This window comes from Streptomyces sp. NPDC002328 (assembly GCF_042890065.1).
In the GTDB taxonomy this organism is placed as follows: Bacteria; Actinomycetota; Actinomycetes; order Streptomycetales; family Streptomycetaceae; genus Streptomyces.
Genome location: NZ_JBIARQ010000001.1, coordinates 1,165,022 through 1,190,943 on the forward strand (window position 1 = coordinate 1,165,022; position 25,922 = coordinate 1,190,943).

The 25,922-nt window shown below is 72.3% G+C and carries 18 protein-coding genes; 6 read left to right on the forward strand and 12 right to left on the reverse strand.

What is annotated here, in order from left to right; genetic code table 11:
• Nucleotides 1-49: 49 nt before the first annotated feature.
• The 5 genes from ACFYX4_RS05160 to ACFYX4_RS05180 all read right to left on the reverse strand — a co-directional run bounded on the left by ACFYX4_RS05160 (nt 50) and on the right by ACFYX4_RS05180 (nt 8,122).
• A complete protein-coding gene (locus ACFYX4_RS05160; protein ID WP_389325984.1) occupies nt 50-1,474 on the reverse strand; it encodes a S28 family serine protease in 1,425 nt (474 codons plus the stop codon).
• A gap of 140 nt (nt 1,475-1,614) precedes the next feature.
• Nucleotides 1,615-1,986 carry a hypothetical protein gene (locus ACFYX4_RS05165; protein WP_389325987.1) on the reverse strand — a complete coding sequence of 124 codons (372 nt, stop codon included), beginning with the start codon at nt 1,984-1,986 and terminating at the stop codon, nt 1,615-1,617.
• Between the two features lie 118 nt (nt 1,987-2,104).
• Nucleotides 2,105-5,818, reverse strand: a complete 3,714-nt coding sequence (locus tag ACFYX4_RS05170; RefSeq protein ID WP_389325990.1) for an ABC transporter ATP-binding protein — start codon at nt 5,816-5,818, stop codon at nt 2,105-2,107.
• A gap of 59 nt (nt 5,819-5,877) precedes the next feature.
• Complete coding sequence (locus ACFYX4_RS05175) at nt 5,878-6,975, reverse strand: esterase-like activity of phytase family protein (protein WP_389325994.1); 1,098 nt, start codon at nt 6,973-6,975, stop codon at nt 5,878-5,880.
• Between the two features lie 292 nt (nt 6,976-7,267).
• Nucleotides 7,268-8,122, reverse strand: coding sequence for a serine hydrolase (locus ACFYX4_RS05180; RefSeq protein WP_389325998.1), 855 nt, complete (start codon nt 8,120-8,122; stop codon nt 7,268-7,270).
• 178 nt (nt 8,123-8,300) lie between these two features.
• On the opposite strand from ACFYX4_RS05180, the gene ACFYX4_RS05185 reads away from it, so the two are divergent.
• Together ACFYX4_RS05185 and ACFYX4_RS05190 are read left to right on the forward strand one after the other, a co-directional pair.
• On the forward strand, nt 8,301-10,793 hold the full coding sequence (locus tag ACFYX4_RS05185; protein ID WP_389326001.1) for an ArnT family glycosyltransferase: 2,493 nt from the start codon (nt 8,301-8,303) through the stop codon (nt 10,791-10,793).
• Between the two features lie 196 nt (nt 10,794-10,989).
• Entirely contained in the window at nt 10,990-11,799 is an 810-nt protein-coding gene (locus ACFYX4_RS05190; RefSeq protein WP_389326004.1) for an endonuclease I family protein, read from the forward strand.
• A gap of 36 nt (nt 11,800-11,835) precedes the next feature.
• Here the strand turns inward: ACFYX4_RS05190 and ACFYX4_RS05195 are convergent, their stop codons facing one another.
• The 3 genes from ACFYX4_RS05195 to ACFYX4_RS05205 all read right to left on the reverse strand — a co-directional run bounded on the left by ACFYX4_RS05195 (nt 11,836) and on the right by ACFYX4_RS05205 (nt 16,020).
• On the reverse strand, nt 11,836-13,521 hold the full coding sequence (locus ACFYX4_RS05195) for a thiamine pyrophosphate-binding protein (RefSeq protein WP_389326007.1): 1,686 nt from the start codon (nt 13,519-13,521) through the stop codon (nt 11,836-11,838).
• A complete protein-coding gene (speB, locus tag ACFYX4_RS05200; protein ID WP_389326010.1) occupies nt 13,518-14,498 on the reverse strand; it encodes an agmatinase in 981 nt (326 codons plus the stop codon). The genes ACFYX4_RS05195 and speB overlap by 4 nt, the downstream gene beginning before the upstream one ends.
• Before the next feature lie 61 nt (nt 14,499-14,559).
• Nucleotides 14,560-16,020: a sodium:solute symporter gene (locus tag ACFYX4_RS05205; protein WP_389326013.1), complete on the reverse strand. Its 1,461-nt coding sequence runs from the start codon at nt 16,018-16,020 to the stop codon at nt 14,560-14,562.
• A gap of 122 nt (nt 16,021-16,142) precedes the next feature.
• On the opposite strand from ACFYX4_RS05205, the gene ACFYX4_RS05210 reads away from it, so the two are divergent.
• Together ACFYX4_RS05210 and ACFYX4_RS05215 are read left to right on the forward strand one after the other, a co-directional pair.
• Nucleotides 16,143-17,720 carry a helix-turn-helix domain-containing protein gene (locus ACFYX4_RS05210; RefSeq protein ID WP_389326016.1) on the forward strand — a complete coding sequence of 526 codons (1,578 nt, stop codon included), beginning with the start codon at nt 16,143-16,145 and terminating at the stop codon, nt 17,718-17,720.
• Between the two features lie 53 nt (nt 17,721-17,773).
• On the forward strand, nt 17,774-18,562 hold the full coding sequence (locus tag ACFYX4_RS05215) for a phosphatase (protein ID WP_389326019.1): 789 nt from the start codon (nt 17,774-17,776) through the stop codon (nt 18,560-18,562).
• A 54-nt stretch (nt 18,563-18,616) separates the two neighbouring features.
• Here the strand turns inward: ACFYX4_RS05215 and ACFYX4_RS05220 are convergent, their stop codons facing one another.
• The 4 genes from ACFYX4_RS05220 to ACFYX4_RS05235 form a co-directional block, all read right to left on the reverse strand.
• The gene (locus ACFYX4_RS05220; RefSeq protein WP_389326022.1) at nt 18,617-18,979 is read right to left on the reverse strand and encodes a hypothetical protein; all 363 of its coding nucleotides are present in this window, start codon (nt 18,977-18,979) and stop codon (nt 18,617-18,619) included.
• Between the two features lie 365 nt (nt 18,980-19,344).
• Nucleotides 19,345-20,211 (reverse strand): acyl-CoA thioesterase, encoded by an 867-nt coding sequence (locus ACFYX4_RS05225; protein WP_389326025.1) that lies wholly within the window; start codon nt 20,209-20,211, stop codon nt 19,345-19,347.
• 35 nt (nt 20,212-20,246) lie between these two features.
• A complete protein-coding gene (locus ACFYX4_RS05230; protein ID WP_389326028.1) occupies nt 20,247-21,404 on the reverse strand; it encodes an acyl-CoA dehydrogenase family protein in 1,158 nt (385 codons plus the stop codon).
• Between the two features lie 235 nt (nt 21,405-21,639).
• On the reverse strand, nt 21,640-22,260 hold the full coding sequence (locus ACFYX4_RS05235) for a TetR/AcrR family transcriptional regulator (RefSeq protein WP_389326030.1): 621 nt from the start codon (nt 22,258-22,260) through the stop codon (nt 21,640-21,642).
• A gap of 96 nt (nt 22,261-22,356) precedes the next feature.
• Between ACFYX4_RS05235 and ACFYX4_RS05240 the strand changes: the two genes are divergently transcribed.
• Both ACFYX4_RS05240 and ACFYX4_RS05245 read left to right on the forward strand, forming a co-directional pair.
• The gene (locus ACFYX4_RS05240) at nt 22,357-23,973 is read left to right on the forward strand and encodes a carboxyl transferase domain-containing protein (RefSeq protein ID WP_389326033.1); all 1,617 of its coding nucleotides are present in this window, start codon (nt 22,357-22,359) and stop codon (nt 23,971-23,973) included.
• A gap of 11 nt (nt 23,974-23,984) precedes the next feature.
• Nucleotides 23,985-25,916: an acetyl/propionyl/methylcrotonyl-CoA carboxylase subunit alpha gene (locus ACFYX4_RS05245; protein WP_389326036.1), complete on the forward strand. Its 1,932-nt coding sequence runs from the start codon at nt 23,985-23,987 to the stop codon at nt 25,914-25,916.
• Nucleotides 25,917-25,922: the final 6 nt, after the last annotated feature.

A 25,922-nucleotide genomic window follows, 5' to 3' on the forward strand; every position in this document is an offset into this window, starting at 1 on the left:
CCCGCCCTCAGCTCACTGCTTCACTCATTCACTCGTCGATCGACAAACGTCACGGCCGCAGCGTCGGCTCCCGCTCCACATCGCGGACGTCCAGCTTCGCGTCGAACTTCGCCAGGGGCTTCGCCTGGGTGGCGTCCGCCTGGACCTTGGGTGGGGCTACGCCCGCCCAGTTCAGGATGCGGGCCGTGGCGAGGGCCTTCTCGTCGGCGACCAGGCCGGCCACGTTCGCGCCGTGGTTCATGCCGGGCGCGGTGAAGACGTAGGAGTCCTTCGCGCCCCGGCCGAGGCGGAACGGCTCCGCGCCCCACGGGTCGTTCTCGCCGTAGACGAACAGCATGTGGCGGGCGTTGTGCTTGACCCACGCGTCGACGTCCGGCATCGCGAACGGCTGGAAGCGCATCCGGATGTCCCGCGGGACGAAGTTGCGCGGCGGCTGGTAGCCGTAGCGGATGTACTTCTTCTCGATGTGCGGGAAGTGGATGGTGGGCGCGCCGAGCTGGGTGCCCGCCTGGTAGTAGTACGGGGTGTACGGGGACAGACCCTGGTCGGTGTAGAAGGAGAACCCGGAGATCGTGTCGATCGAGGTCCAGATCTCGTCGTCCGTCGCGGTCTTCGCGTCCGCCGGGATCGTGTCGCAGTCCGACAGCAGGCTGTACTGCCAGAAGCCCCAGACGTAGTCGAGGACGACGGCCTCGTAGGCGCGGTCCAGGCCGCCGATGGTGTCGAAGGTGAAGCCCTCCGCCGCCGCGTACGCCTCGTACTTCTTCTCCAGCGGCTCACGGCGCACCAGCGCCTCGCGCTGGACGGCGTTCAGCCGGTCGCGGCACTCCTTGGTGCCGACCTTCGCGAAGAAGCGGTCGTAGGCCGAATCCTCCTTGTTCACCACGTCGTTGGGGGCGACGTAGGCGACGACGCCGTCCATGTCACGCGGGTAGAAACGCTCGTAGTAGGTGGCCGTCATGCCGCCCTTGGAGCCGCCCGTGGAGATCCACTTCTTGTCGTAGATCTTCTTCAGGGCCCTGAAGATGCGGTGCTGGTCGCTCGCGGCCTGCCAGATGTCCAGCTTGGACCAGTCGGCGGGCTCGGGGCGGGACGGGGTGAAGAAGCGGTACTCCATGGAGACCTGGTTGCCGTCCACGATCTGCGTGGGCTCGCGGCGGCCGGGGTTGGTGGAGACGCTGTAGCCGCCGGTGTGGAAGACCGTGGGCCGGCTGACGTCCTTGTGCAGCACGGTGATCCGCTGCTGGAACGTGCCCTTGGAGGGGTGCCGGTGGTCGACGGGCTGGGTGAAGTTCAGGACGAAGTATCGGTAGCCGGGGTACGGCTTCTCCTGAATCAGGCTGACGCCCGGTATCGAGAGCAGCCGGTCCTTGATGTCGGTGGCTTCCGGCTGTGCGGCGGTCGCCGCCTGGGCCGTGCTCAGCGTGCCTATGAGCACGGTGAGAGCCAGCAGCCATCTGAGCGCCTTGCGCATGCGCGTGCACCCTTCCCTGTGAGTCGGATGTGCCGGAAGCTATCGGAGCAACACCCTTCACACCAGAGGGGGTTGGGCAGCGGCCCAGGTCCGCCGCGCGCGCCTCGCCCACGCCTCGCCCACCACGACCGCCGCGACCGTCAGCAGCGGAACCAGCCCGAGCTGCCCGAGCCGCGCCCCACGGATCCCCTGACCAGCACCCAGCGGTGGCCGGCGTACACGTCGATCGGCCCGATCCGGGCGCTGCGGTTGCCGGCCAGCTGCCGGGCCCGGTGGCCGCGCGCCTGCACGCTGACGGACATCCGCTTGCTCGCGCCGGGGCGCTTCTGGACGGTGAAGGCGCAGACCATGCCGTGGTTCTTGTAGACGTGCACCGAACCGGTGGAGAACGTCACCGTCCGCACCTTCCGGCCGGCGCAGGGCGCGGAGGCGGCCTCGGCGCTGCCCGGCGCGAGCAGCCCGAGCAGGAAGGACGCGACGAGCACGGCCAGCGCGGTCGGTGCGGCCGTCAACCGCCCATGTGTCGCACCAGAGTCCACGGTCCGCGCCTCCCCGCTCCGCCGTCATCGCCGTACTGGTGTACGGACGCACAGCGGGGGGCGAACGGTTGCCCGGCCCCCCGCTTCGACGTCAGCCGGACGTGCCGACCGGCTCCCCCACGAACGTCCGCCACAGCCGCGCGTACCGTCCGTCGCGCGCGAGCAGTTCCTCGTGGGTGCCGTCCTCGGCGACCCGGCCGTGGTCCATCACCACCACCCGGTCGGCGCGCGCCGCCGTGGTCAGCCGGTGCGCCACCACGAGCGTCGTACGGCGGCCCGCTATGCGGTCGGTGGCCTGGTTGACCTGGGCCTCCGTGGCCAGGTCCAGGGCGGCCGTCGCCTCGTCGAGGAGCAGGACGTCGGGGTCGACCAGCTCGGCGCGGGCCAGCGCGATCAACTGCCGTTGCCCGGCGGACAGGTTGCGGCCCCGCTCGGCGACCTCGTGCAGATAGCCGCCGTCCAGCGTGGCGATCATCTCGTGCGCGCCGACCGCCCGCGCCGCCGCCTCCACCTCGGCGTCGCCGGCGTCCGGGCGGCCGTAGGCGATGGCGTCGCGGACCGTGCCGGGGAAGAGGTACGCCTCCTGCGGGACCACGCCGAGCCGGTGGCGGTAGGAGGTGAGGTCGAGGGAGCGCAGGTCCGTGCCGTCGACCAGCACCCGGCCGGAGGTCGGGTCGTAGAACCGGGCCACCAGCTTGACGAGGGTCGACTTGCCCGCGCCGGTCTCGCCGACGAAGGCCACGGTCTGCCCGGCGGGGATCCTCAACTCGATGCCGGTCAGGGCCTCTTCGGGCGCGTCGTCGGGACCGTAGCGGAAGTGCACGTCCTCGAATGCGATCTCGCCGCGCAGCGACAGCACCTCCAGCGGCTCGTCGGCGGAGCGCGTGGACGCCGGCTCGCGCAGCAGCTCCTGGATGCGGCCCAGCGAGACGGTGGCCTGCTGGTAGCCGTCGAAGACCTGGGAGAGCTGCTGGACGGGGGCGAAGAACAGGTCGATGTAGAGGAGGTAGGCGACCAGGGCGCCCGTGGTGAGCGTGGCGTCGTCGATCCGGCCCGCGCCCACCACCAGGACGGCCGCGGCGGCCGTCGACGACAGGAACTGCACGAACGGGAAGTACACCGAGATCATCCACTGGCCGCGGATGCGCGCCCGGCGGTAGCCGTCGCTGCGCTCCGCGAACCGCTCCGAGCCCTCCCGCTCGCGCCGGAACGCCTGCACGATCCGCAGCCCGGCCACCGACTCCTGGAGGTCGGCGTTGACCGACGCCACCCGCTCGCGGGCGAGTTCGTACGCCTTCACACTGGCCCGGCGGAAGAAGTACGTGGCGAGGACCAGCGGCGGCAGGGTCGCGAACACGACGAGGGCGAGCTGCACGTCCAGCACCAGCAGGGCGACCAGGATGCCGAAGAAGGTGACGACCGAGACGAACGCGGTGACCAGACCGGTCTGGAGGAACGTCGACAGCGCGTCCACGTCGGTGGTCATCCGCGTCATGATCCGGCCGGTCAACTCCCGCTCGTAGTAGTCGAGTCCGAGCCGCTGGAGCTGGGCGAAGATCTTCAGGCGCAGCGAGTACAGGACGCGTTCGCCGGTGCGGCCGGTCATCCGGATCTCGCCGGTCTGCGCGGCCCACTGGGCGAGGACGGCGAGCAGGGCCAGCAGCGAGGCCGCCCAGACCGCGCCGAGCGCCGCCCGGCCGACCCCGTCGTCGATGCCGTGCCGGATCGTCACCGGCAGCAGCAGTCCCATGCCGGCGTCCACGGCGACCAGGCCCAGGCTGGCCAGCAGCGGGAGACCGAAGCCGCGCAGCAGCCGGCGCAGCCCGTAGGACTCCTCGGGGGTGACCGCGCGGGACTCGTCGACGTCCGGGACGTCGGTCGCGGGCGGAAGCGCCTCCACCCGGGCGAGCAGCTCGGGCGTGGCCGGGGTGCCGGCGAGCGCGGCGTCCTTGGGCACGCGGTCGCCGGTCCACAGCCTGGGGGTGACCCCGCGCTCGGCGTCGAACTCGGCGTCCAGCTCGTCCCGCACGGAGGTGTCCTCGCGGGGCGCGGCGGGGTGGGCGCGGCCCGGGGAGACGCCGCCCAGCTCGTCGGGGTCGGTGAGGAGGCGGCGGTAGAGCGCGGAGCGTTTCTGGAGCTCCTCGTGGGTGCCCAGGTCGGCGAGCCTGCCGCCGTCGAGGACGGCGATGCGGTCGGCGAGGTTGAGGGTGGAGCGGCGGTGGGCGATCAGGAGGGTGGTGCGGCCCTCCATGACGTGCTTGAGCGCCTCGTGGATCTCGTGCTCGACCCGGGCGTCCACGGCGGAGGTCGCGTCGTCCAGGACGAGCAGCCGCGGGTCGGTGAGGATCGCGCGGGCGAGCGCGATCCGCTGGCGCTGGCCGCCGGAGAGGGTCAGACCGTGCTCGCCGACCGTCGTGGCGTAGCCGTCGGGCAGCTCGGCGATGAACCCGTCCGCCTGGGCGGCGCGGGCGGCGGTCTCGATCTCCTCGTCGGTGGCGTCGGGGCGGCCGTAGGCGATGTTGGCGCGGACGGTGTCGGAGAAGAGGAACGAGTCCTCGGGGACCAGGCCGATCGCCGCGCGCAGCGAGTCGAGGGTGAGCTCGCGCACGTCGTGGCCGCCGACGAGGACCGCGCCCCGGGTGACGTCGTAGAACCGCGGCAGAAGCAGGGAGACGGTCGACTTGCCGGAGCCGGAGGAGCCGACCACGGCGAGGGTCTCGCCGGGGCGGATCTCGAAGGTCAGCCCGTCCAGGACGGGGCGGCCGTCCTCGTAGGCGAAGGAGACGTCGTCGAACTCGACGGTGGCGGGCGCGTCGGCGGGGAGCTCCTTGGCGCCCTCGCGGATCGACGGCTCGGTGTCGATCAGCTCCAGGACGCGTTCGGTGCCGGCGCGGGCCTGCTGGCCGACGGTGAGGACCATGGCGAGCATGCGGACCGGGCCGACCAGCTGGGCGAGGTAGGTGGAGAAGGCGACGAAGGTGCCGAGGGTGATGTTCCCGCGCACGGCGAGCCAGCCGCCGAGGGCGAGCATCGCGACCTGGCCGAGCGCGGGGACGGCCTGGAGGGCCGGGGTGTACCGCGAGTTCAGGCGGATCGTGCGCAGCCGCCCCGCGAAGAGCCTGCGGCCGACCTCCCGCAGCTTCCCCGTCTCCTGCTCCTCCTGCCCGAACCCCTTCACCACGCGGACCCCGCTGACGGCGCCGTCGACCACGCCGGCGACGGCCGCCGCCTGGGCCTGCGCGTACCAGGTCGCGGGGTGGAGCCTGGCCTTGCTGCGCCGGGCGATCCACCACAGGGCGGGGGCGACGGCGAGCGCGACGAGGGTGAGCGCCGGGGACAGCCACGCCATGATCCCGAGGGAGATCAGGAAGAGCAGGACGTTCCCGATGGTCATCGGGAGCATGAAGAGCAAGCTCTGGATGAGCTGGAGGTCGCTGGTGGCGCGGCCGACGACCTGCCCGGTGGACAGCTCGTCCTGCCGGCGGCCGTCGAGCCGGGCGATGGTGCGGAACATGTCCGTCCGCAGGTCGTGCTGGACGTCGAGGGCGAGCCGTCCGCCGTAGTAGCGGCGCACGTAGGTGAGGCCGTAGACGAGGACGGCCGCGGCGACCAGGGCGCCGGCCCAGGGGGCCATGGCGCGGGTCCGGTCGCCGATCACGTCGTCGATGATCACCTTGGTGACCAGGGGGACGAGGGCCATGACGGCCATGCCGGCGAGGGAGGAGACGAGCGCGAGGGTGACGTCCGTCGGGTGGCGCCACGCGTAGCCCCACAGTCGGCTGGTCCATCCCCGTCGCGATTTCACTCGGTGCCCTCCGGTCGGCCTGATCTTCCAGAAGGCACCAACGCGGATGTAAGCGGATTTCATCCCTCCGTTACGTTGCGGGCTGCTTCGTGGGCGCCGACGCGGACCCTGAGACGGCGTGGGCCGCCGATGCGGACCCTGAGACGGTAGGCGCGGGTCGTCTGCGTCGCGTTCTGGTTGTCGTCGCTCACCAGGAGCACCCGGAGCCCGCCCTTGCCGTACCCCGTGATCGTCATGCCCTCGATGTTGTCGAGGAGCGGGTTGGGCTGCGGCTGCTTCGCCGTCGCTCCCAGTGACGGGCAGGTGACGATGTCCGTCAGCAGGGTCTTATCGATCAGGCGTACGCCGTCCTGGCCCGTGAGGTTCTCGACGGCGGACGTGTCCGTGGCGTGGCGCGGGTCGGCCAGGTAGAGGCGGACGGTGTTGCCGACGCCCGCGGTGAAGCCGCGCTCCAGGACCAGGAGGCGGCCGTCCGGGGTGGCCTGGACCTCCGGGACGCCCAGGCCGGCGTCCGCGCGGTAGGCGTACTGGGCGGCGAGGGCGAAGCGGCCGTCCCGGGTCCGCCGCCAGGTCTGGAAGCGGACGGTGCCGGCGCTGTCGCCGGAGAGCGCGTACTCCATGGAGGCCAGCAGGGTGCGGCCGCCGGGGAGGAGGGTCAGGCCCTCGAAGGTGCCGTTGGAGGGGGCGCGCCCGGCCGGGGCGACCCGTAGGGGGCCGGGGACCGGGAGCCGGTCGAGGATCCTGCCGTCGCGGGAGTAGCGGCGTACGGACGGCTCGGTCTCGGAGCTGATCAGCCGGGTGCCGTCCCGGTCGATCACCAGGCCCTCGGAGTCGAGGGGCGCGCCGGTCTCGTCGGCGAGGGGGACGACGCCGGCCGGCTTCAGGGTGCGCGGGTCCAGGCGGAAGAGGGACGAGCGGTCGGAGAGGGCCGCGAGGGAGCCGTCCCTGTCGACGGCGAGCGCGGAGAAGTTGCCGACGAAGGTTCCGTCGTAGGAGGTCTTGTCGAGGGCGTCGGAGAAGCCGTCGAGGGCGACTCGGGGCGAACAGGCCCTGCTCTGCTGGGCGTTCTGCTGGGCGTTCGCGGGCCCGGCGGCGGTGAGACAGGCTGCCGCCGCCAGGCAGGCGGTGAGGGTGGCGAGTACGGATCGCAGGCGCATGGCCGCCACCGTAGGAGCGCCGGGTGACGGCCGGTAGGACGCATCTTGAACCCTCCCCCAGCTGAAGGCAGGGGGATTCCTGGCTCAGGAAGCCTCACCGGTCAGCGACCAGCGAGGTCTGACTCCCTCAGCGCCAGCCGGGACGGAACCTGCCCGGTTGCCCGAAAGCGTTGGCGTGCGCCGGCTTGGTTCTCGCTCGGCGCGTCGTGCGCGCTTGGTTCTCGCTACGCACGGTATGCCGCTTACCCGATCCTGTAGTCGGGGTTTCGCGGTGTCGCGGAGCTCGCGGGGCTCAGGAGGCCGCGAGGTCCCGGTGGACGACCTTGGCGACGCCCTGGATGGTGGCGATGCCGTAGTTCATCGTGCTGTTGCCGTGGGTCAGGACGGTGATGTGGTAGTCGTGGCCGCCGCCCTTGAAGTGCCCGACGCTGTGCACCCGCCAGCCGTTCGTCGCGCGCGACAGCCAGCCGTTCTTGACCTGGAGGGTGACGTTCGCGGGCTTGCCGTACGGCGTGCCCCAGCGCTGACCGGCCACGACCTGGCCCATCAGCCGGTTGACGTAGGCGCGGGAGGAGTCGAGCAGGACCGCGTTCTTCGCCGTGAGCAGTCGCAGCAGCTTCTGCTCGTCGGTGACGGTGATCTGGGTCAGGCCCCAGTAACCGTTCGCGCCCGGCTTGGTCTGCGTCATCTTCGCGGCGGCGAGGAAGCCCTTGATCTTCGTCAGACCGAGCTGGTTCCACAGGGCGGTGGTGGACGCGTTGTCCGACTTGGTGATCATGGCCGTGGCGAGGGTCCGCTCACGGGCGGTCAGCCCCCGCTTGGTCTTCTGCGCGTCCCACATCAGGGCGCCCAGGACGGTGACCTTGACGACGCTGGCGGAATCGAAGGCGGTGGAGGCGCGCAGCCCGCACGTGGTGTTGGTGGTGCGGTCGTAGACGCCGACGGCGACCGTGCCCTTGCGGCCCGCGAGGGCGGCCGTGATGTCCTTCTGGAGCTTGGCGGCGAGTCCCGCCTTGGCGGAAGTGCAGCTGACGGCGGGAGGGGCGGCCGCGGCAGGTGATGCGGCGGCCACGCCCGATATGAGGATGCCGGCGCCGATGGTGGTGGCGAGCATTCTCCTCGTACGTCTGAATGTCCGGTGAGTCATGCGGGGTTGACACACGAGTTCGGCGAAAAGTTGTACGAGCCATTCGGGGCGATACAAACAGTTGACCGAGCTGTCGGCCCGATCCCGGTCACGGCATTGCCAGGCCCTGAGCGTCTTCACAGCAGACGGCCAGCTTCGGCACAGCGGTCACCCACAACCGGCGTACAGCATGCGCAGGGTGACCTCAGCCACCGATCCACTCCCCCACGCGACCGCGTCCGCCGCGTCCGGCGCCTCCGTGTCCCCCGACTGGCCGCCGCCGGCGACCGCGTCCGATGTGACGCCCCCGCCGGAGCGGGCGCCGCGCTGGTCGCTGCCCGCCCTGATCGCGATCATGATCCTGGCGACGGCCCTGTACTCCTGGAACCTCTCGGGCTCCAGCCTCAACACCTTCTACAGCGCCGCCGTGCTGAGCGGCACCGAGAGCTGGAAGGCCTGGTTCTTCGGCTCGCTGGACGCGGGGAACTTCCTGACCGTCGACAAGCCGCCCTTCGCCCTGATGGTGATGGGCCTGTCCTGCCGTCTGTTCGGCTACGGCACCTGGCAGATGATGCTGCCGATGATCCTGGTCGCCGTCGCGACGATCTGGATCACGCACTCCTCCGTGAAGCGGGTGTGGGGCCACGGCGCGGCCACGGTCGCCGCGCTGGTGCTCGCGCTGACCCCGATCACCGTCGCCATCAACCGGGACAACAACCCCGACACGCTGCTGGTGTTCCTCATGGCGGGCGGTGCGGCGCTGGCCCTGCGGGCCGTGCACAACGGCAGGCTGCTGCCCCTCGTCGGCTCGGCGACCTGCTTCGGGCTGGCCTTCAACACCAAGATGCTCCAGGGCTACATCGCGCTGCCCGCCGTCTTCGCGGTCTATCTGTACGCGGCGAAGCCCAAGTTGGCGAAGCGGATCGTCAACCTGCTGATCGCGGGCGTGGCGTTGGCGGTGTCCAGCTTCTGGTGGGCGGCGGCCGTCTCGCTCGTCCCGGCCGACGAGCGCCCCTACATCGGCGGTTCGACCGACGGCAGCGCCTGGAACCTGATCATGGGCTACAACGGCCTCGGCCGGATCCTCGGCGGCGAGGGCAACGGCGGGGGCGGTGGAGGCGGCGGCGGAGGCTTCTCCGGGACCGCCGGCATCGGCCGGATGTTCAACGACATCCTCGGCGGCCAGATCTCCTGGCTGCTCCCCTTCTCGGCCGTCGCGCTCGTCGCCGGCCTGGTGCTGTGCGGCCGTCGCGCGCCCCGCACCGACCTCACCCGCGCCGCGCTGCTGCTGTGGGGCGGCTGGACGGTGCTGCACTACCTGACCTTCAGCCTGGCCGAGGGCACCATGCACCCGTACTACACGACCGCGCTCGCCCCCGGCATCGCGGCCCTGTGCGGGGGCGGCGGCGCGATGCTGCTGCGCGCGTTCCGCGCCGACCGGCGCTGGGCGTGGGTGCTGCCGCTCGCGCTCGGCGTGACCGCGGTCTGGGCGATCGTGCTGCTGCGCCGGGCGTCCGGCTGGAACACCTGGCTGTGGCCGGCGATCGGCGTCGTCATGGCGCTGGCGATCGTGGGCCTGTTCCTGTTCCGTTCCGGGGCGCGGGCGCGGCTGCTGGCCGCCTCCGTGGCCGCGGCGGTCGTCGCGGCGGTGGCGGGTCCGGCCGCGTACGCCTGGTCGGTGCCGACCGGCGCCGGCGGCGGCATGGGCGGCACCAACCCGACGGCCGGCCCGACGACGGGCAGCGGCGGCTTCGGGGGCGGCGGCGGCGGTCGGGGCGGGTTCCCCGGCGGCGGCCAGGGCGGCGCTCAGGGCGGTGCTCAGGGCCAGGCGGGCGGGCAGCCCGGTGCGCAGGCCGGCGGACAGCCCGGCGGGCAGGCGGGCGGCGGGCAGAGCGGCAGCGGGCAGGCCGGCGGCTTCCCCGGCGGCGGCTCGGCAGAAGGCGGCCAGACGGCGCCGGGCGGCGGCACCGGCGAACTGCCGGGCGGCGGGACGGCCGGCGGCACGCCTCCGGGCGGCACCGGCGACGGCGGCGCCGGCGGCACGGCCGAGGGCGGCGCGCCCCAGGGCGACGCGTCCGAGAACGGCGCCGGAACCGGCGGCGGCCCCGGCGGCGGGGGCGGCTTCGGCGGAGGCATGGGCGGCGGCGGGATGGGCGGCGCGAGCAGCGAACTCATCACGTACCTGAAGAAGAACCAGGACGGTGGCAAGTGGCTGCTGGCGGTGTCCAGTTCGCAGAGCGCGGCGCAGCTCATCGTCAGCAGCGGCGAGCCCGTCATCTCCATGTGGGGCTGGTCCGGCAGTGACAACGCGATGACCCTGGCCAGGCTGAAGGAGCTGGTGAAGAACGGCGAGCTGCACTACATCCAGCTCGGCGGCGGCATGGGCGGCGGCCCCGGCGGCGGCTCCACCGTCAGCTCCGAGGTGACGGCGTGGGTGCAGCAGAACGGGACGGCGGTGAAGGAGAGCGACTACAGCTCCGACGCGGCTTCGCAGGAGTCGACTTCGAGCGGCGCGTCCTCGAACGCGTCGGACTCCTCGAACTCTTCGAACTCCGCGAACTCCTCGGACTCGTCGAGCTCTTCCAACACCTCCGACTCCTCCAACTCCTCCAACTCCTCCAACTCCTCCAACTCCTCCAACTCCTCCAACTCCTCGACGATCTACCGTCTGGACGCCTCGGACGTGAACTGACGCACCGTCAACGGCCCCCGACCCAACGGTCGGGGGCCGTTCCCGTGCGCCGGGGGCAGTCGACTCGCGTAGACAAAGCCCGACTTGCCAGTTTCCGTCATCCGATCGACATGTCGGATTCATTTACAAGGCCGCATGTCCATGTCACTCTCCCGATTGCCGCCTCCCCTCAACCCGCGTAGATCGGACTCCCCACATGCTGGCTACGACGACACGCACACGCCGGTGGAAGTCGGTGGCCCTCGCCACCTCCGCCGTCCTGGTCGGCCTCACCGCCCCCGCCCTCACCGCGACCCCCGCCGCTGCGACCACGACCGCGTACGACTCGACGTACTACAAGAACGCGATCGGCAAGACGGGGACGAGCCTGAAGTCGGCCCTGCACACGATCATCACGCCGCAGACGAAGCTCTCCTACGCCGCCCTGTGGGAAGCGCTGAAGGTCACCGACCAGGACCCGAGCAACAGCAGCAACGTGAAGCTGCTCTACTCCGGGATCTCCCGCAGCAAGTCGCTCAACGGCGGCAACAGCGGCAACTGGAACCGCGAACACGTGTGGGCCCAGTCGCACGGCGACTTCGGCACCTCGGCGGGACCCGGCACCGACCTGCACCACATCCGCCCCGAGGACGTGACGGTCAACGCCGTCCGCGGCAACAAGGACTTCGACAACGGCGGCAGCAGCTTCACCAATTCCGGCGGCAGCCTCACCGACTCGAACTCCTTCGAGCCGCGTGACGCCGTCAAGGGCGACGTGGCCCGCATGATCCTCTACATGGCCGTCCGCTACGAGGGCGACGACGGCTGGCCGAACCTGGAGCCCAACGACCTCGTCACCAACGGCGGCACCCGCTACCACGGCCGCCTCTCCGTGCTGAAGCAGTGGAACGACGAGGACCCGCCGGACGCCTTCGAGGAGCGCCGCAACCAGGTCATCTACGACACCTACCAGAAGAACCGCAACCCGTTCATCGACCACCCGGAGTGGGTCGAGGCGATCTGGTAGGCGGCCGCGACAGCCGGCCCGCCTGAGAGGCGCTTCTCACTCCAGGTGCGTCGGCGCGAACATCCGCAGCACCGCCGGGAGGACGACCACCGAAGGCCCCGGTGTCGCCAGCGCCTTCGCGAGGTCGGCTTCCAGCGTCTCCGGGGTCGTCCGCACCCCGGGGACGCGGAACGACTCGGCCAGCGCCACGTAGTCCGGGCGGGTCAGCTCGGTCGCCGTGGCCTGGCCGAAGGCGTCGGTCATGTACTCGCGCAGGATGCCATAGCCGCCGTCGTCCACGATCAGCCAGGTGACGTTCAGCCCGTACTGCTTCGCCGTCGCCAGTTCGGCGATCGAGTACAGGGCGCCGCCGTCGCCCGACACCGCCAGCACCGGGCGGGTGGGGTCGGCGACGGCCGCGCCGAGCGCCGCCGGGAAGCCGTAGCCGAGGCCGCCCGCGCCCTGCGCGGAGTGCATCTGGTTGGGGCCCTTGGCGTCGAAGGCCGACCAGGCCCAGTACGCGAGGATCGTCATGTCCCAGAAGGACGGGGAGCCGGCCGGGAGCGCCCGGCGCACCGACGCCAACACCTCCTGTTCCAGGGTGAGTTCCTGGGCGGCGATGCGGTCGGCGACCTTCGCGAGGACGGCGCGGACGCGCTCGGGGGCGGCCGGGTCAGGGCGCTCGGACACCGTCTCCAGCAGCGCCTGGAGCGCGAGGCGGGCGTCCGCGTGGATGCCCAGCGCCGGGTGGTTGGACTCCAGCTTGCCGAGGTCGGCCTCGATCTGGACGACCCGGCCCCGCGGCTTGAACGTGTGGTAGTTCGAGGAGAGTTCGCCGAGACCCGAGCCGACCACCAGGAGCACGTCGGCGTCCTCCAGGAAGTCCGTCGTATGACGGTCCTCGATCCAGGACTGGAGGGAGAGGGGGTGGTTCCAGGGGAACGCGCCCTTGCCGCCGGGGGTGGTGACGACCGGCGCCTGGAGCGTCTCGGCCAGCTTCCTCAGCTTGCCGGCCGCGTCCGCCCGGATGACTCCCCCGCCCGCGATGATCGCGGGGCGGGCGGCGCGGGACAGCAAGTCGGCTGCCACGGCGGTCAGTTCGGGGCGCGGCGGCAGCTCCTCCGGGAAGGCGTCCCCGCCGGTCACCACCGGGATCGACGTCTTCGCGAGGAGGACGTCCTGCGGGATCTCCACCCACACCGGGCCGTGCGGCGCGCTCAGCGCCGACTTCCAGGCCGCCTCGATCGCGGACGGGATCTGCGACTGGGTGCGGACGGTGTGCACCGACTTGACGACGCCCCGGAACGAGGCGGCCTGGTCGGGGAGTTCGTGCAGATAGCCGTGACGGCCGCCGCCCAGCCCGGCCGTCGGCACCTGGCTGCTGATCGCCAGCACGGGCGCACTGGCCGCCGCCGCCTCCTGGAGGGCGGCGAGCGAGGTCAGGGCGCCCGGCCCCGTCGACAGCAGCAGCGGGGCCGCCTCGCCGGTGACGCGGCCGTACGCGTCCGCCGCGAAGCCCGCGTTGTTCTCCACCCGCAGGCCGACGTACCGCAGGTCGGAGCGGCGCAGCGCGTCGAACATGCCGAGGGCGTGCTGTCCGGGCAGGCCGAAGACGGTCGTCGCGCCGAGCCCGGCCAGCGTCTCCACGACCAGGTCTCCGCCGTTGCGGCCGGGGGGAGGGTTCAGCGCGGCCTCCGTCTGGGCGGCGGTCGGACGGAGCACCAGGTCGTGGTCGTGGGTCACTTGCCCTCGTTCTCCTCACGCGCCGCGGCGATCTGGCGGGACATGATCGTGGTCAGTTCGTACGCCGTGTGGGAGGCCGCCACCGACGTGATCTCGGCGTGATCGTACGCGGGGGCCACCTCGACGACATCGGCCGAGACCAGGTTGCAGGAGGCGAGGCCGCGCAGGATCTCCAGCAGTTCGCGGGAGGTCATGCCGCCGGCCTCGGGGGTGCCGGTGCCGGGGGCGTGGGCCGGGTCGAGGCAGTCGATGTCGATGGAGATGTAGAGGGGCCGGTCGCCGATGCGCTGGCGGAGCTGGTCGGCGACCTCGTCGGCGCCACGCCGGTAGACGTCCGCCGAGGTGACGATGCCGAAGCCCATCTTCTCGTCATCGGTGAGGTCCTGCTTGCCGTAGAGCGGGCCGCGGATGCCGACGTGGGAGAGCGCCTCGGTGTCGAGGATGCCCTCCTCCACCGCCCGGCGGAACGGCGTGCCGTGGGTGTACTCGGCGCCGAAGTAGGTGTCCCAGGTGTCGAGGTGGGCGTCGAAGTGGAGCAGGGCGACCGGGCCGTGCTTCTTCGCCACCGAGCGCAGCAGCGGCAGCGCGATGGTGTGGTCGCCGCCCAGGGTCATCAGGCGGGCGCCGGTGCCGAGCAGGTCGTCGGCCGCTGCCTCGACCGTCTCGACGGCCTCGTGGATGTCGAACGGGTTCACCGCGATGTCGCCGCCGTCCGCGACCTGCGCGAGGGCGAACGGGGAGGCGTCCTGGGCGGGGTTGTACGGCCGCAGCAGCCGGGACGCCTCACGGATGGCGTTGCCGCCGAAGCGGGCGCCGGGCCGGTACGAGACGCCCGAGTCGAACGGCACGCCGACGACGGCGACGTCCGCGCGGCCCACCTCGTCGAGGCGGGGCAGCCGGGCGAAGGTCGCGGGGCCGGCGTACCGGGGGATCCGCGAGGAGTCGACCGGGCCGCGCGGCGTCTCGTTGCTGCTCATGAACTGCCTTCTTTCCTACGCTTCATCGCGTATGCACTGCTCTGTACCACTGAGGACGACTCTACTGGGGAGCCGGGACGGGGTCGGACACGAGTTCGGGGTCGCGTCCGGCGAGCCGCTCGCGCCAGGCGGCGAGGACGGCGGCGTCGGTGGGCCGGGTCGCCAGGGACACCACGGCGTAGGCGGCGAGGGATGCGAGCAGACCGTAGTAGACCGGCTCGTTGGCGAGGATGCCGTGGGTGATCATCAGGACGACGACCGTGAGTCCGCCGGCCGCGACGGAGGCCAGCGCGCCCCGGTCCGTGCCCCGCCGCCACAGCAGCCCGCCGAGGATCGGCACGAGGAGCCCGCCGACGAGCAGGTTGTAGGCGACGGTCAGCGCCTCGACGACGTTGTTCAGCGCGATGGCGGTGCAGATCACCGCGACGCCCATGAGGAGGATGAAGGCGCGGTTGCCCTTGACCTCGTCGTGCTCGCCGTCCGGGGTCCGCGCCGCGCCCCGCAGCCGGGACCAGATGTCGTTGTTGGCGACGGTCGCGCAGGCGATGAGCGCGCCGGAGGAGGTCGACATCACGGCCGCGAGCGCGGCGGCCAGCACCAGCCCCCGCACGCCGACGGGCAGTTCGTGCTTGACGATCGTGGCGAAGGCGTCGTCGGCGGCGGCCAGGTTCGGGTAGAGCACCTTCGCCGCGGTGCCGATGACGGCCCCGGCCAGGGCGTACACCAGACAGTAGGCGCCGGCGACCGTGCCGCCCCACCTGGCCGTCCTGTCACTGCGGGCGGTGAACACGCGCTGCCAGATGTCCTGCCCGATGAGCATCCCGAAGGTGTAGATCAGGACGTAGGTGAAGATCGTCTCGCCGCCGATGCCCAGCGGGTCGAAGTACTCGGTGGGCAGCTTCGCCCGCATCTCGCCGAACCCGCCCGCCCGGACGACGGCGATCGGCAGCAGCAGGAGCAGCACGCCGATCGTCTTGACCACGAACTGCACCATGTCCGTCAGCGTGATCGACCACATGCCGCCGAGCGTGGAGTACGCGACGACGATCGAGCCGCCGAGGACGATCGCGAGCGTCCGGTTCACGTCGAACAGGACGTCGAAGATCGTGGCGTAGGCGATGGTCGAGGTGACCGCGAGCATGAGGGTGTACGCCCACATGACGACACCGGAGATCACGCCGGCCCGGCCGCCGTAGCGCAGGTCGAGCATCTCGGAGACGGTGTAGACCTTCAGCCGGGCGATGCGGGCCGAGAAGAAGACCGACAGGGCGAGCAGCCCGAGGCCGATGGTGAACACCATCCACGCGCCGGACAGCCCGTACTGGTAGCCCAGCCCCACGCCGCCGATGGTGGACGCGCCGCCCAGGACGATCGCCGCCATGGTGCCGGAGTACAGGGCGGGGCCCAGGCGGCGTCCGGCCACCAGGAACTCGCTCTTCGACCTGGCGCGGCGCATGCCCCACCAGCCCATGGCCAGCATGCCGGCCAGATAGGCGACGATCACGATGTAGTCGACGGCCATGGGGGCCCACCCTTCGTTCGACGGCCGAGGTGGTTCGGGCACTGACCCTAGGTGGCTGGAAAGTGGCCTGGAAGTGTACGTTTCATCCACTCGACGCATCCGGGCTGGAAGGAACGCACACCATGCCCGTCTCCCCGCCCGATCCCGCCGTCCCGCCCACGCCGCCGGTGCCGCTCGCCGCCCTGCTGGCCCGCGAGGACCTGGGCCTGCGGCAGATCGCCGGGCCGTCGGACCCCAGCCTGGTCGTGCACTGGGCGCACACCTCGGAAATGGCCGATCCGTATCCGTACCTGCTCGGCGGCGAGCTGCTGCTGACGGCCGGGGTGCACGTCCCGGAGGCGGCGGGGTCGGGCACGTACTTCGACGACTACGTCTCCCGGGTCGTCGCGGCGGGCGGGGCGGCGCTCGGCTTCGGTCTCGCGCCGGTGCACGACTTCGTGCCGCGCGCGCTGGTCGCGGCCTGCGAGAGGTACGGGCTGCCGCTGCTGGAGGTCCCGCCGCGCACCACCTTCTCCGGCGTCGCCCGCGCGGTCTGGCAGCTCATGGCCCAGGCCCGGCACGCCGAACTGCGCCGGGTGACGGAGGCCCAGCAGAGCCTCGCCGCCGCCGCGTCCCGCCCGGACCCGGCCTCGTCGGTGCTGCGGCAGCTCGCCCAGCGGGTCGGGGGGCGCGCGGTGCTGTACGGGCCCGACGGCACGGAGATCGCGTCCGCGGGCAGGGACCAGGGCGGCCGGGCGCGGACGGCGCTGGCCGGGCTCGCGGCCGTCGTACGCCCCGACACCGCGCCCCGCGCTCCGGAGGCGGGCATCGCCGGCGCGGACGCCCCGACGCCGACGGGAACTCCTGCTGCCGCCGGCCCGGCGGGGACGGGCGGCGTCGGGCGGGCCGTTCCCTCCTCCGCCACCGACACCGTCGACGGGAACCACCTCGCCGCCTACGCGCTCGGGGCCGGGCAGGGATTCGTGCTCGGCGTGGCGTCGCCCCGACGGGAGCCCGGGGACCACACCATCGCCTCCGTCGCCGCCGTGCTGCTCTCCCTCCTCACCGGCGAGCACCGCAGCGGCACGGGGGCGGCCCGTTCCTCGGCGCTCGTGCGGCTGCTGCTGGGGGCCGCGCCGGAGACGGTGGCCCCGCTGCTGGGCGGGGAGCGGTGGCGGGTGGCGCACGGGCGGCCGGAGGCGGCGGGGGCCCCGGACGCCGTTGCCGCCTCCGCGCTGGGCGCGGCCCTCGGTTCGCCGTTGGCCGACCTCACCGAGGGGGTCGTACGGGTGCTGGTGCCGGCCGAGCGGGAGGTCGCCGCCCAGGCCGGCTGGACGCTGGGGGTGTCCGCCGTCGTGGAGCCCGCCGAGTGGGCCGCCGCCGACGTGCAGGCGGCCCGCGCCCTGGCCCGCGCCCGCGCGACCCGCACCGCGCTCGTCCGGCACGGCGCGCCGTCCGCCCTCGCCGACCTCGTCCCGCGCGACGAGGCCGAAGCGCACGCCCGTGCCCTCCTCGGCCCGGTCGCCGCCGCCCCGGCCCTCACCGAGACCCTGCGCACCTGGCTCTCCCTGCACGGCAGTTGGGACCGCACGGCGGTCGCGCTGGCCGTGCACCGCAACACCGTCCGGCAGCGGATCGCCCGCTGCGCCGCCCTCCTCGACACCGACCTGGACGACCCGGACGTGCGCATGGAGCTGTGGTTCGCGCTGAAACGGCTGTGAACACCGCAGGCTCACGCAGACGGTGGGCCCCCGGCTGCCTCACAATAAGGACCATGCCGATACCCGGGACTCCCAGCCGCGACGAGCTCGTCGCCCACCTCGTCAGAACCCGTATCGCGGGTGACGTCGCCACGCCGCGCGAGAACAACCTCTCCCACTACCGCCAACTCGCGAACGGCGTACGCAACTTCTGGCTCGGCCTGGAGCTCGGCGACCGCTGGACCGACGAGCAGGACGTGCTCGCGGTGATGGCGGAGCGGGTCGGCGTCAACGACGACCCCGAGTTCCGGTACGGCCAGGACACCATCGACCCCGAGCTGACGGTGGACGCCCTGGACCGGATGGCGGGCCGGCTGCGCAAGGCGGCCGAGGACCGGCAGCGGGTGCTGTTCGCCACCGGTCACCCGGGCGGCCTGCTGGACGTGCACCGGGCCACCGCCGCGGCCCTGCGCACGGCCGGCTGCGAGATCGTCGTCATCCCGGACGGGCTCCAGACGGACGAGGGATACGTCATGCAGTTCGCCGACGTGGCGGTCCTCGAACACGGCGCGACGCTCTGGCACACCCACTCGGGCGAGCCGATGAAGGCCATCCTGACCGCCCTGGAGCGCGCGGGACGCCCCCTGCCGGACCTGGTCGTCGCCGACCACGGCTGGGCTGGGTACGCCGGTCAGCACGGCGTCGACTCCGTCGGGTACGCCGACTGCAACGACCCGGCCCTGTTCATCGCCGAGGCGGAGGGCACCGTGCAGGTGACGGTGCCCTTGGACGACCATGTGGTCAGCCCGCGCCACTACGACCCGATGACGGCGTACCTGCTGGCGGCGGCGGGACTGGCGTAGGCGGGCGGCTCAGAAGCTGCTCGGCCCTTGAGTCCGCTCAGCCCTTGAGTCCGCTCAGCCCTTGTAGCGGTGGTCGCCGCCGTTGCCGCCGAACCCGTCTCCGCCGAATCCGTTGCCGTAGCCGTAGCCGTAGCCGCCGAACCCGTTGTCGTAGAAGACGTTGCCCACGAAGGGGCTGTAGGGGCTGACGAAGAACGGGCTCAGGCCGTAGACGTCGCCGGCGTACCGGTTGCTGTGACAGCTGCCGTACCACCAGTAGTAGCCGTCGTAGCAGTGGCCGTGGCCGCTCTGGGTGCTGCGGTCCAGGGAGGCGGTGGACGCCGAAGCGGTGCCCGCCGTGCCTGCCGCGATGCCGCCGGCCAGCAGCAGGCCGGCGGCGGACAGCGCGGCGAAGCGCCTCGCACCTCGTGCTCGCATGGGAATCACCTTTCGCTCCATCGTCGCCCGCGCCGCCTTCGAGGGGCGCGGGACTGGATGGCCGCAACCGCGGAACGGACGACGCGGCAGGGTCCCGGGGTGTCACCGCGGGTGTCGCCCCGGGTGTCGTCGCTGGTGTCCGGGAGGCTGCCTCGGGGCTGTCCCTGAGGCACGGGCTCGACCACGTGTCCTCGGGCGCCGCGCCGGGTTCGGTGGCTCACGGCGCTCGCGTCGGACGCGTCCCGTGCTGTGCCGGAACCGGTCGGCCGGATGTGCCGCGCGTGCGGCGTTCAGTCTTCGAGCCTAGTCCCGGGGCGGCACGTCGGCATCTCGGACCGCGGGCGTGGCGTCCGCCGTCCCCTTGCCTACCGGGGGACGCGGACCACGCCCTCCTGGATCACCGAGACCGCGAGCTGTCCGTCCTGCGTGTAGATACGGGCCTGGCCGAGTCCGCGGCCGCCGTGCGCCGACGGCGACTCCTGGTCGTACAGCAGCCATTCGTCGGCGCGGAACGGGCGGTGGAACCACATCGCGTGGTCCAGCGAGGCGCCGACGACGTCGCCGACCGCCCAGCCGCCGCGGCCGTGCGCGAGGAGGACGGAGTCGAGCAGCGTCATGTCGGAGACGTAGGTGGCGAGGACGACGTGCAGCAGCGGGTCGTCCGCCAGCTTGCCGTTGGTGCGGAACCAGACCTGGCTGTGCGGCTCGCGCGGCTCGCCGAACTTCCCGTAGGGCGGCTCGTCGACGTAGCGCAGGTCGATGGCCTGGCGGGCCTCGAGGAACTTCTCGACGACGGCCGGGTCGAGGTGGTCGTAGCCGCGCAGCCGCTCGTCGGAGGTGGGCAGGGTCGCCGGGTCGGGCGAGGGCGGCATCGGGGCCTGGTGGTCGAGGCCCTCCTCGTACGTCTGGAAGGACGCCGACAGGGCGAAGATCGGCCTGCCGTGCTGGACCGCGACCGCGCGCCGGGTGGTGAAGGAGCGGCCGTCGCGGATGCGTTCGACGTTGTAGACGATGGGCGCGCCGGGGTCGCCCATGCGCAGGAAGTACGCGTGCAGGGAGTGGGCGTGCCGGTCCTCGGGGACCGTGCGCCCGGCGGCGACCAGGGCCTGGGCCGCGACCTGTCCGCCGAAGACGCGGGGGACGACGGCGGACCGGGACTGGCCGCGGAAGATGTTCTCCTCGATCTGCTCCAGGTCGAGCAGATCGAGGAGATCCTGAAGTGCCTGGCTCATGGAGTCAGTTGTATCGGCCGGTGATTGCGCACGGCTTACAGGCCCATGTCCTTCGCGATGATCGACTTCATGATCTCGCTGGTGCCGCCGTAGATGCGGTTGACGCGGTTGTCCGCGTACAGGCGGGCGATCGGGTACTCGTTCATGAAGCCGTAGCCGCCGTGCAGCTGGAGGCAGCGGTCGATGACGCGGTGGGCGACCTCGGTGCAGAACAGCTTGGCGGAGGCGGCCTCGGCGGGGGTCAGCTCGCCGGCGTCCAGGGCCTCGGTGGCGCGGTCGGCGACGGCCTCGGCGGCGTCCACCTCGGCCTGGCAGGCGGCCAGCTCGAACTTGGTGTTCTGGAAGGACGCGACGGTCTGGCCGAAGACGGTGCGCTGCTGGACGTAGTCCTTGGCGAACCGGACGGCGGCCTTGGCCTGGGCGTAGGCGCCGTAGGCGATGCCCCAGCGCTCGGAGGCGAGGTTGTGGCCGAGGTAGTAGAAGCCCTTGTTCTCCTCGCCGAGGAGGTCCTCGACGGGGACCTTCACGTCGACGAACGCCAGCTCGGCGGTGTCGGAGGTCTTCAGACCCAGCTTGTCGAGCTTGCGGCCGACGGAGTAGCCCTCGGCCTTGGTGTCCACCACGAAGAGGGAGATGCCGTGGCGGCGGTCCTCGGCGGTGGGGGCGGCGGTGCGGGCGCAGACGATCATGCGGTCGGCGTGGACGCCGCCGGTGATGAAGGTCTTGGCGCCGTTGAGGACGTAGTGCGTGCCGTCCTCGGAGAGCTTGGCGGTGGTCTTCATGCCCGCGAGGTCGGAGCCGGTGCCCGGCTCGGTCATCGCGATCGCCCACATCTCCTCGCCGGAGACGAACTTCGGCAGGAAGCGCTTCTTCTGCTCGTCGTTGGCCAGCATCTTGATGTACGGCAGGCCGAGCAGCACGTGCACGCCGGAGCCGCCGAAGGTGACGCCCGCACGGGCGGTCTCCTCGTACAGGACGGCCTCGAACTTGTACGAGTCGATGCCGGCGCCGCCGTACTCCTCGTCGACGCGGATGCCGAAGACGCCGAGCTCGGCGATCTTGTAGTAGAAGTCGCGCGGCGCCTGGCCGGCGGCGAACCACTCGTCGTAGACGGGGACGACCTCGGCCTCGATGAAGGCCCTGAGGGTCTCCCGGAACGCCTCGTGATCCTCGTTGAACACCGTACGGCGCACCGCCGCCACCTCCAGCTGCCTCGCATGTCTAAGCGCTTGCTCATTGCACGGTACCGGCGAGTAGGGAACACGTCCAGGGCCCCCCGTGGTAACGCCCGTCACGCCTTCCAGCCCGTCCGGCGTTTGAGGACGAGGCCCGTTCAGGGCCGAAAGCGGGGGCCCGGGGGTGGCAGCCCCCGAGGACGGGACGGGTAGGGGCGGCGGGGGCGAAGCCCCCCGGGGCCCGGGCGGAGTCTCACCGCTCACCGGCGGAGCCGAACGCCCCCCGGGCCATTCGGTGCAGCAGCGCCGCGGTGGCGCCCCGGCCCGGCAGGGATCCCGGTCGCCCGAGGTGCGGCGTCGAGTTCAGCAGCCCGAACACCGAGTGCACAGCGGAGCGCGCGGTCGGCTCCGACAGCTCCGGATACACCTCCCGCACCACCCCCACCCACAGCTCCACGTACTGCCGCTGCAACTGCCGCACCAGCTTGCGGTCGCTGTCCCGCAGGCGGTCCAGCTCACGGTCGTGCAGGGTGATCAGAGGACGGTCGTCGATGGCGAAGTCGATGTGCCCCTCGATGAGCGAGTCGAGGACCGCCCCGGCGTCACCGCCCGCCCCGTCACCCCCGCCGCTCCCGTCCGCCTCCGCGACCCGCCGCCGCGCCCCGTTCAGCAACTGCCCGCTGATCCCGACCAGCAGCTCCGCCAGCATCGCGTCCTTGCCGGGGAAGTGCCGGTAGAGCCCGGGGCCGCTGATGCCGACCGCGGCCCCTATCTCGTCCACCCCGACGCCGTGGAACCCGCGCTCGGCGAAGAGCCGCGCGGCCTCCTTGAGGATCTGCTCGCGGCGGGTGGGGGCGTCGGTTCTGGTGGCCATGAAATCAATTCTAGACAGCGAGGTTAGCGCTCGTTAACCTGATGGAAATGGTTAACGCTCATTAACAGTCGATCACTGGGTGAGGGGACCGCAAGGATGGAGCAGGCACCGGAGCTGACGAGCGCGGCAGACCCCGCGTCGGAGGCCTGGCGGGCCAACGAGGAAGCGCACCGCGCACTCGTCGAGGAACTGCGCGGCAAGCTCGCCGCCGCCCGCCTCGGCGGCGGCGAGAAGGCGCGCGAGCGGCACACCGCGCGCGGCAAGCTGCTGCCGAGGGACCGGGTGGACGCCCTCCTCGACGCCGGCTCGCCGTTCCTGGAGCTCGCGCCCCTCGCCGCCGACGGGATGTACGAGGGGCAGGCCCCGGCCGCCGGCGTGATCGCCGGGATCGGCCGGGTGAGCGGCCGGGAGTGCGTGATCGTCGCCAACGACGCGACCGTCAAGGGCGGCACGTACTACCCGATGACCGTGAAGAAGCACCTGCGGGCGCAGGAGGTGGCGCTGGAGAACCGGCTGCCCTGCCTGTACCTGGTGGACTCCGGCGGCGCCTTCCTGCCGATGCAGGACGAGGTGTTCCCCGACCGCGAGCACTTCGGGCGGATCTTCTACAACCAGGCCCGGATGTCGGGCGCGGGCATCCCGCAGATCGCGGCGGTGCTCGGCTCGTGCACGGCGGGCGGGGCGTACGTCCCGGCGATGAGCGACGAGGCCGTCATCGTGCGCGGCCAGGGGACGATCTTCCTCGGCGGTCCTCCGCTGGTGAAGGCCGCCACCGGCGAGGTGGTCACCGCGGAGGAGCTCGGCGGCGGCGAGGTCCACGCGCGCGTGTCGGGCGTCACCGACCACCTCGCGGAGGACGACGCGCACGCCCTGAGGATCGTGCGGACCATCGTCTCCACGCTGCCGGCCCGCCGGTCCCTGCCCTGGGAGGTCCGCCCGGCCGCCGAGCCCAAGGTCGACCCCTACGGGCTGTACGGCGCGGTCCCCGTCGACTCCCGTACCCCCTACGACGTACGCGAGGTCATCGCCCGTATCACCGACGGCTCCCGCTTCGCCGAGTTCAAGTCGGAGTTCGGGCAGACCCTGATCACCGGCTTCGCCCGGATCCACGGCCATCCGGTCGGGATCGTCGCCAACAACGGCATCCTGTTCTCCGAGTCCGCCCAGAAGGGCGCGCACTTCGTCGAGCTGTGCGACCAGCGCGGGATCCCGCTGCTCTTCCTCCAGAACATCTCCGGGTTCATGGTCGGCCGGGACTACGAGGCCGGCGGCATCGCCAAGCACGGCGCCAAGATGGTGACGGCCGTCGCCTGCACGCGCGTGCCGAAGCTGACCGTCGTGGTCGGCGGCTCGTACGGCGCGGGGAACTACTCCATGTGCGGCCGGGCCTACTCCCCCCGCTTCCTGTGGATGTGGCCCAACGCCAAGATCTCCGTGATGGGCGGCGAGCAGGCCGCCTCGGTCCTCGCCACCGTCAAGCGGGACCAGCTGGAGGGGCGCGGCCAGGAGTGGGCCGTGGAGGAGGAAGAGGCGTTCAAGGACCCGATCCGCGCGCAGTACGAGCGCCAGGGCAACGCCTACTACGCCACCGCCCGCCTCTGGGACGACGGCGTCATCGACCCGCTGGACACCCGCCAGGTCGTCGGCCTGGCCCTGACCGCCTGTGCCAACGCGCCCCTGAGCGACCCTCAGTTCGGCGTCTTCCGGATGTGAGGAGGAGACCCTTGTTCGACACCGTGCTCGTGGCCAACCGCGGCGAGATCGCCGTCCGTGTCATCCGCACCCTGCGCTCGCTCGGCGTGCGTTCGGTGGCGGTCTTCTCCGACGCGGACGCCGACGCCCGGCACGTGCGGGAGGCCGACACCGCCGTGCGGATCGGCCCGGCCCCGGCCGCCGAGAGCTATCTGTCCGTCGAGCGGCTGCTGGAGGCCGCCGCCCGCACGGGCGCCCGGGCCGTCCATCCGGGGTACGGCTTCCTCGCGGAGAACGCCGCCTTCGCGCGCGCGTGCGCCGACGCGGGGCTCGTCTTCATCGGGCCGCCGGCCGAGGCGATCGCCCTGATGGGCGACAAGATCCGCGCCAAGGCGACCGTGCAGGAGGCCGGGGTGCCGGTCGTGCCGGGCTCGTCCGGCAGTGGTCTCGACGACACCCAGCTGATCGAGGCGGCCCGGGAGATCGGCGTGCCGGTGCTGCTGAAGCCGAGCGCCGGCGGCGGCGGCAAGGGCATGCGCCTGGTCCGCGACCCGGCCGTCCTCGCCGACGAGATCGCCGCCGCCCGCCGCGAGGCCCGCGCCTCCTTCGGCGACGACACGCTGCTCGTCGAGCGGTGGATCGACCGGCCCCGCCACATCGAGATCCAGGTGCTGGCGGACGCCCACGGCAACGTGATCCACCTGAGCGAGCGCGAGTGCTCGCTCCAGCGCCGGCACCAGAAGATCATCGAGGAGGCGCCCAGCGTCCTCCTCGACGAGACCACCCGGGCCTCGATGGGCGAGGCGGCGGTCCAGGCGGCCCGCTCCTGCGGCTACCGGGGCGCGGGCACCGTGGAGTTCATCGTCCCGGGCGGCGACCCCAAGGCGTACTACTTCATGGAGATGAACACCCGTCTCCAGGTGGAGCACCCGGTCACCGAGCTGGTCACCGGCCTGGACCTGGTGGAGTGGCAGCTGCGGGCGGCGGCGGGCGAGCCCCTGCCGTTCCGCCAGGACGACATCGCCCTCACCGGGCACGCCGTCGAGGCCCGCCTGTGCGCCGAGGACCCCGCGCGCGGGTTCCTGCCCTCCGGCGGCACGGTGCTCAGACTGCGCGAGCCCCAGGGCGACGGCGTCCGCACCGACTCGGGACTCGTCGAGGGCGCCGAGGTCGGCAGCCTGTACGACCCGATGCTGTCCAAGGTGATCGCGTACGGCCCCGACCGCGCGACGGCGCTCCGCAAGCTGCGGGCGGCCCTCGCGGAGACGGTCACGCTGGGCGTGCAGACCAACGCCGGGTTCCTGCGCCGGCTGCTGGCCCATCCGGCGGTCGTGGCGGGCGAGCTGGACACCGGGCTCGTGGAGCGGGTGGCGGAGGAGCTGGTCCCCGCCGACGTGCCCGAGGAGGTCTACGAGGCCGCCGCCGCCGTACGCCTGGAGGCGCTGCGGCCCCGCGGGGACGGCTGGACGGATCCCTTCTCGGTGCCGAGTGGCTGGCGGATGGGCGGCGTGCCCCGGCCGGTCGGCTTCCACCTACGGGTGACCGAGCCCGTCGAGCACAGCGCGCGCGGCGCCCACACCGTCACCGACGACCGCGTCCACGTCACCCTGGACGGCGTCCGGCACTCCTTCCACCGGGCCGGCGACTGGCTGGGCCGGGACGGCGACGCCTGGCACGTGCGCGACCACGACCCGGTCGCCGCGGCCCTGTCGGGGGCCGCGCACGCGGGCGCCGACTCGCTGACCGCGCCCATGCCGGGCACGGTGACGGTGGTGAAGGTCGCCGTCGGCGACGAGGTGACCGCCGGTCAGAGCCTGCTGGTGGTCGAGGCGATGAAGATGGAGCACGTCATCTCCGCCCCGCACGCCGGCACGGTCGCCGAACTGGACGTCACGCCGGGCACGACGGTCGCCATGGACCAGGTCCTGGCGGTCGTCGCACCGCACGAGGAGGCGGCTCCGTGACCCTGC

What these genes read in the sequence shown, in the direction of transcription:
- ACFYX4_RS05160 (WP_389325984.1), bottom strand. Translation starts at nt 1,474, where the DNA reads ATGCGCAAGGCGCTCAGATGGCTGCTGGCTCTCACCGTGCTCATAGGC.
- ACFYX4_RS05175 (WP_389325994.1), bottom strand. Translation starts at nt 6,975, where the DNA reads ATGCGCCTGCGATCCGTACTCGCCACCCTCACCGCCTGCCTGGCGGCG.
- ACFYX4_RS05180 (WP_389325998.1), bottom strand. Translation starts at nt 8,122, where the DNA reads ATGACTCACCGGACATTCAGACGTACGAGGAGAATGCTCGCCACCACC.
- ACFYX4_RS05190 (WP_389326004.1), top strand. Translation starts at nt 10,990, where the DNA reads ATGCTGGCTACGACGACACGCACACGCCGGTGGAAGTCGGTGGCCCTC.
- speB (WP_389326010.1), bottom strand. Translation starts at nt 14,498, where the DNA reads ATGAGCAGCAACGAGACGCCGCGCGGCCCGGTCGACTCCTCGCGGATC.
- ACFYX4_RS05205 (WP_389326013.1), bottom strand. Translation starts at nt 16,020, where the DNA reads ATGGCCGTCGACTACATCGTGATCGTCGCCTATCTGGCCGGCATGCTG.
- ACFYX4_RS05210 (WP_389326016.1), top strand. Translation starts at nt 16,143, where the DNA reads ATGCCCGTCTCCCCGCCCGATCCCGCCGTCCCGCCCACGCCGCCGGTG.
- ACFYX4_RS05215 (WP_389326019.1), top strand. Translation starts at nt 17,774, where the DNA reads ATGCCGATACCCGGGACTCCCAGCCGCGACGAGCTCGTCGCCCACCTC.
- ACFYX4_RS05220 (WP_389326022.1), bottom strand. Translation starts at nt 18,979, where the DNA reads ATGCGAGCACGAGGTGCGAGGCGCTTCGCCGCGCTGTCCGCCGCCGGC.
- ACFYX4_RS05225 (WP_389326025.1), bottom strand. Translation starts at nt 20,211, where the DNA reads ATGAGCCAGGCACTTCAGGATCTCCTCGATCTGCTCGACCTGGAGCAG.
- ACFYX4_RS05235 (WP_389326030.1), bottom strand. Translation starts at nt 22,260, where the DNA reads ATGGCCACCAGAACCGACGCCCCCACCCGCCGCGAGCAGATCCTCAAG.
- ACFYX4_RS05240 (WP_389326033.1), top strand. Translation starts at nt 22,357, where the DNA reads ATGGAGCAGGCACCGGAGCTGACGAGCGCGGCAGACCCCGCGTCGGAG.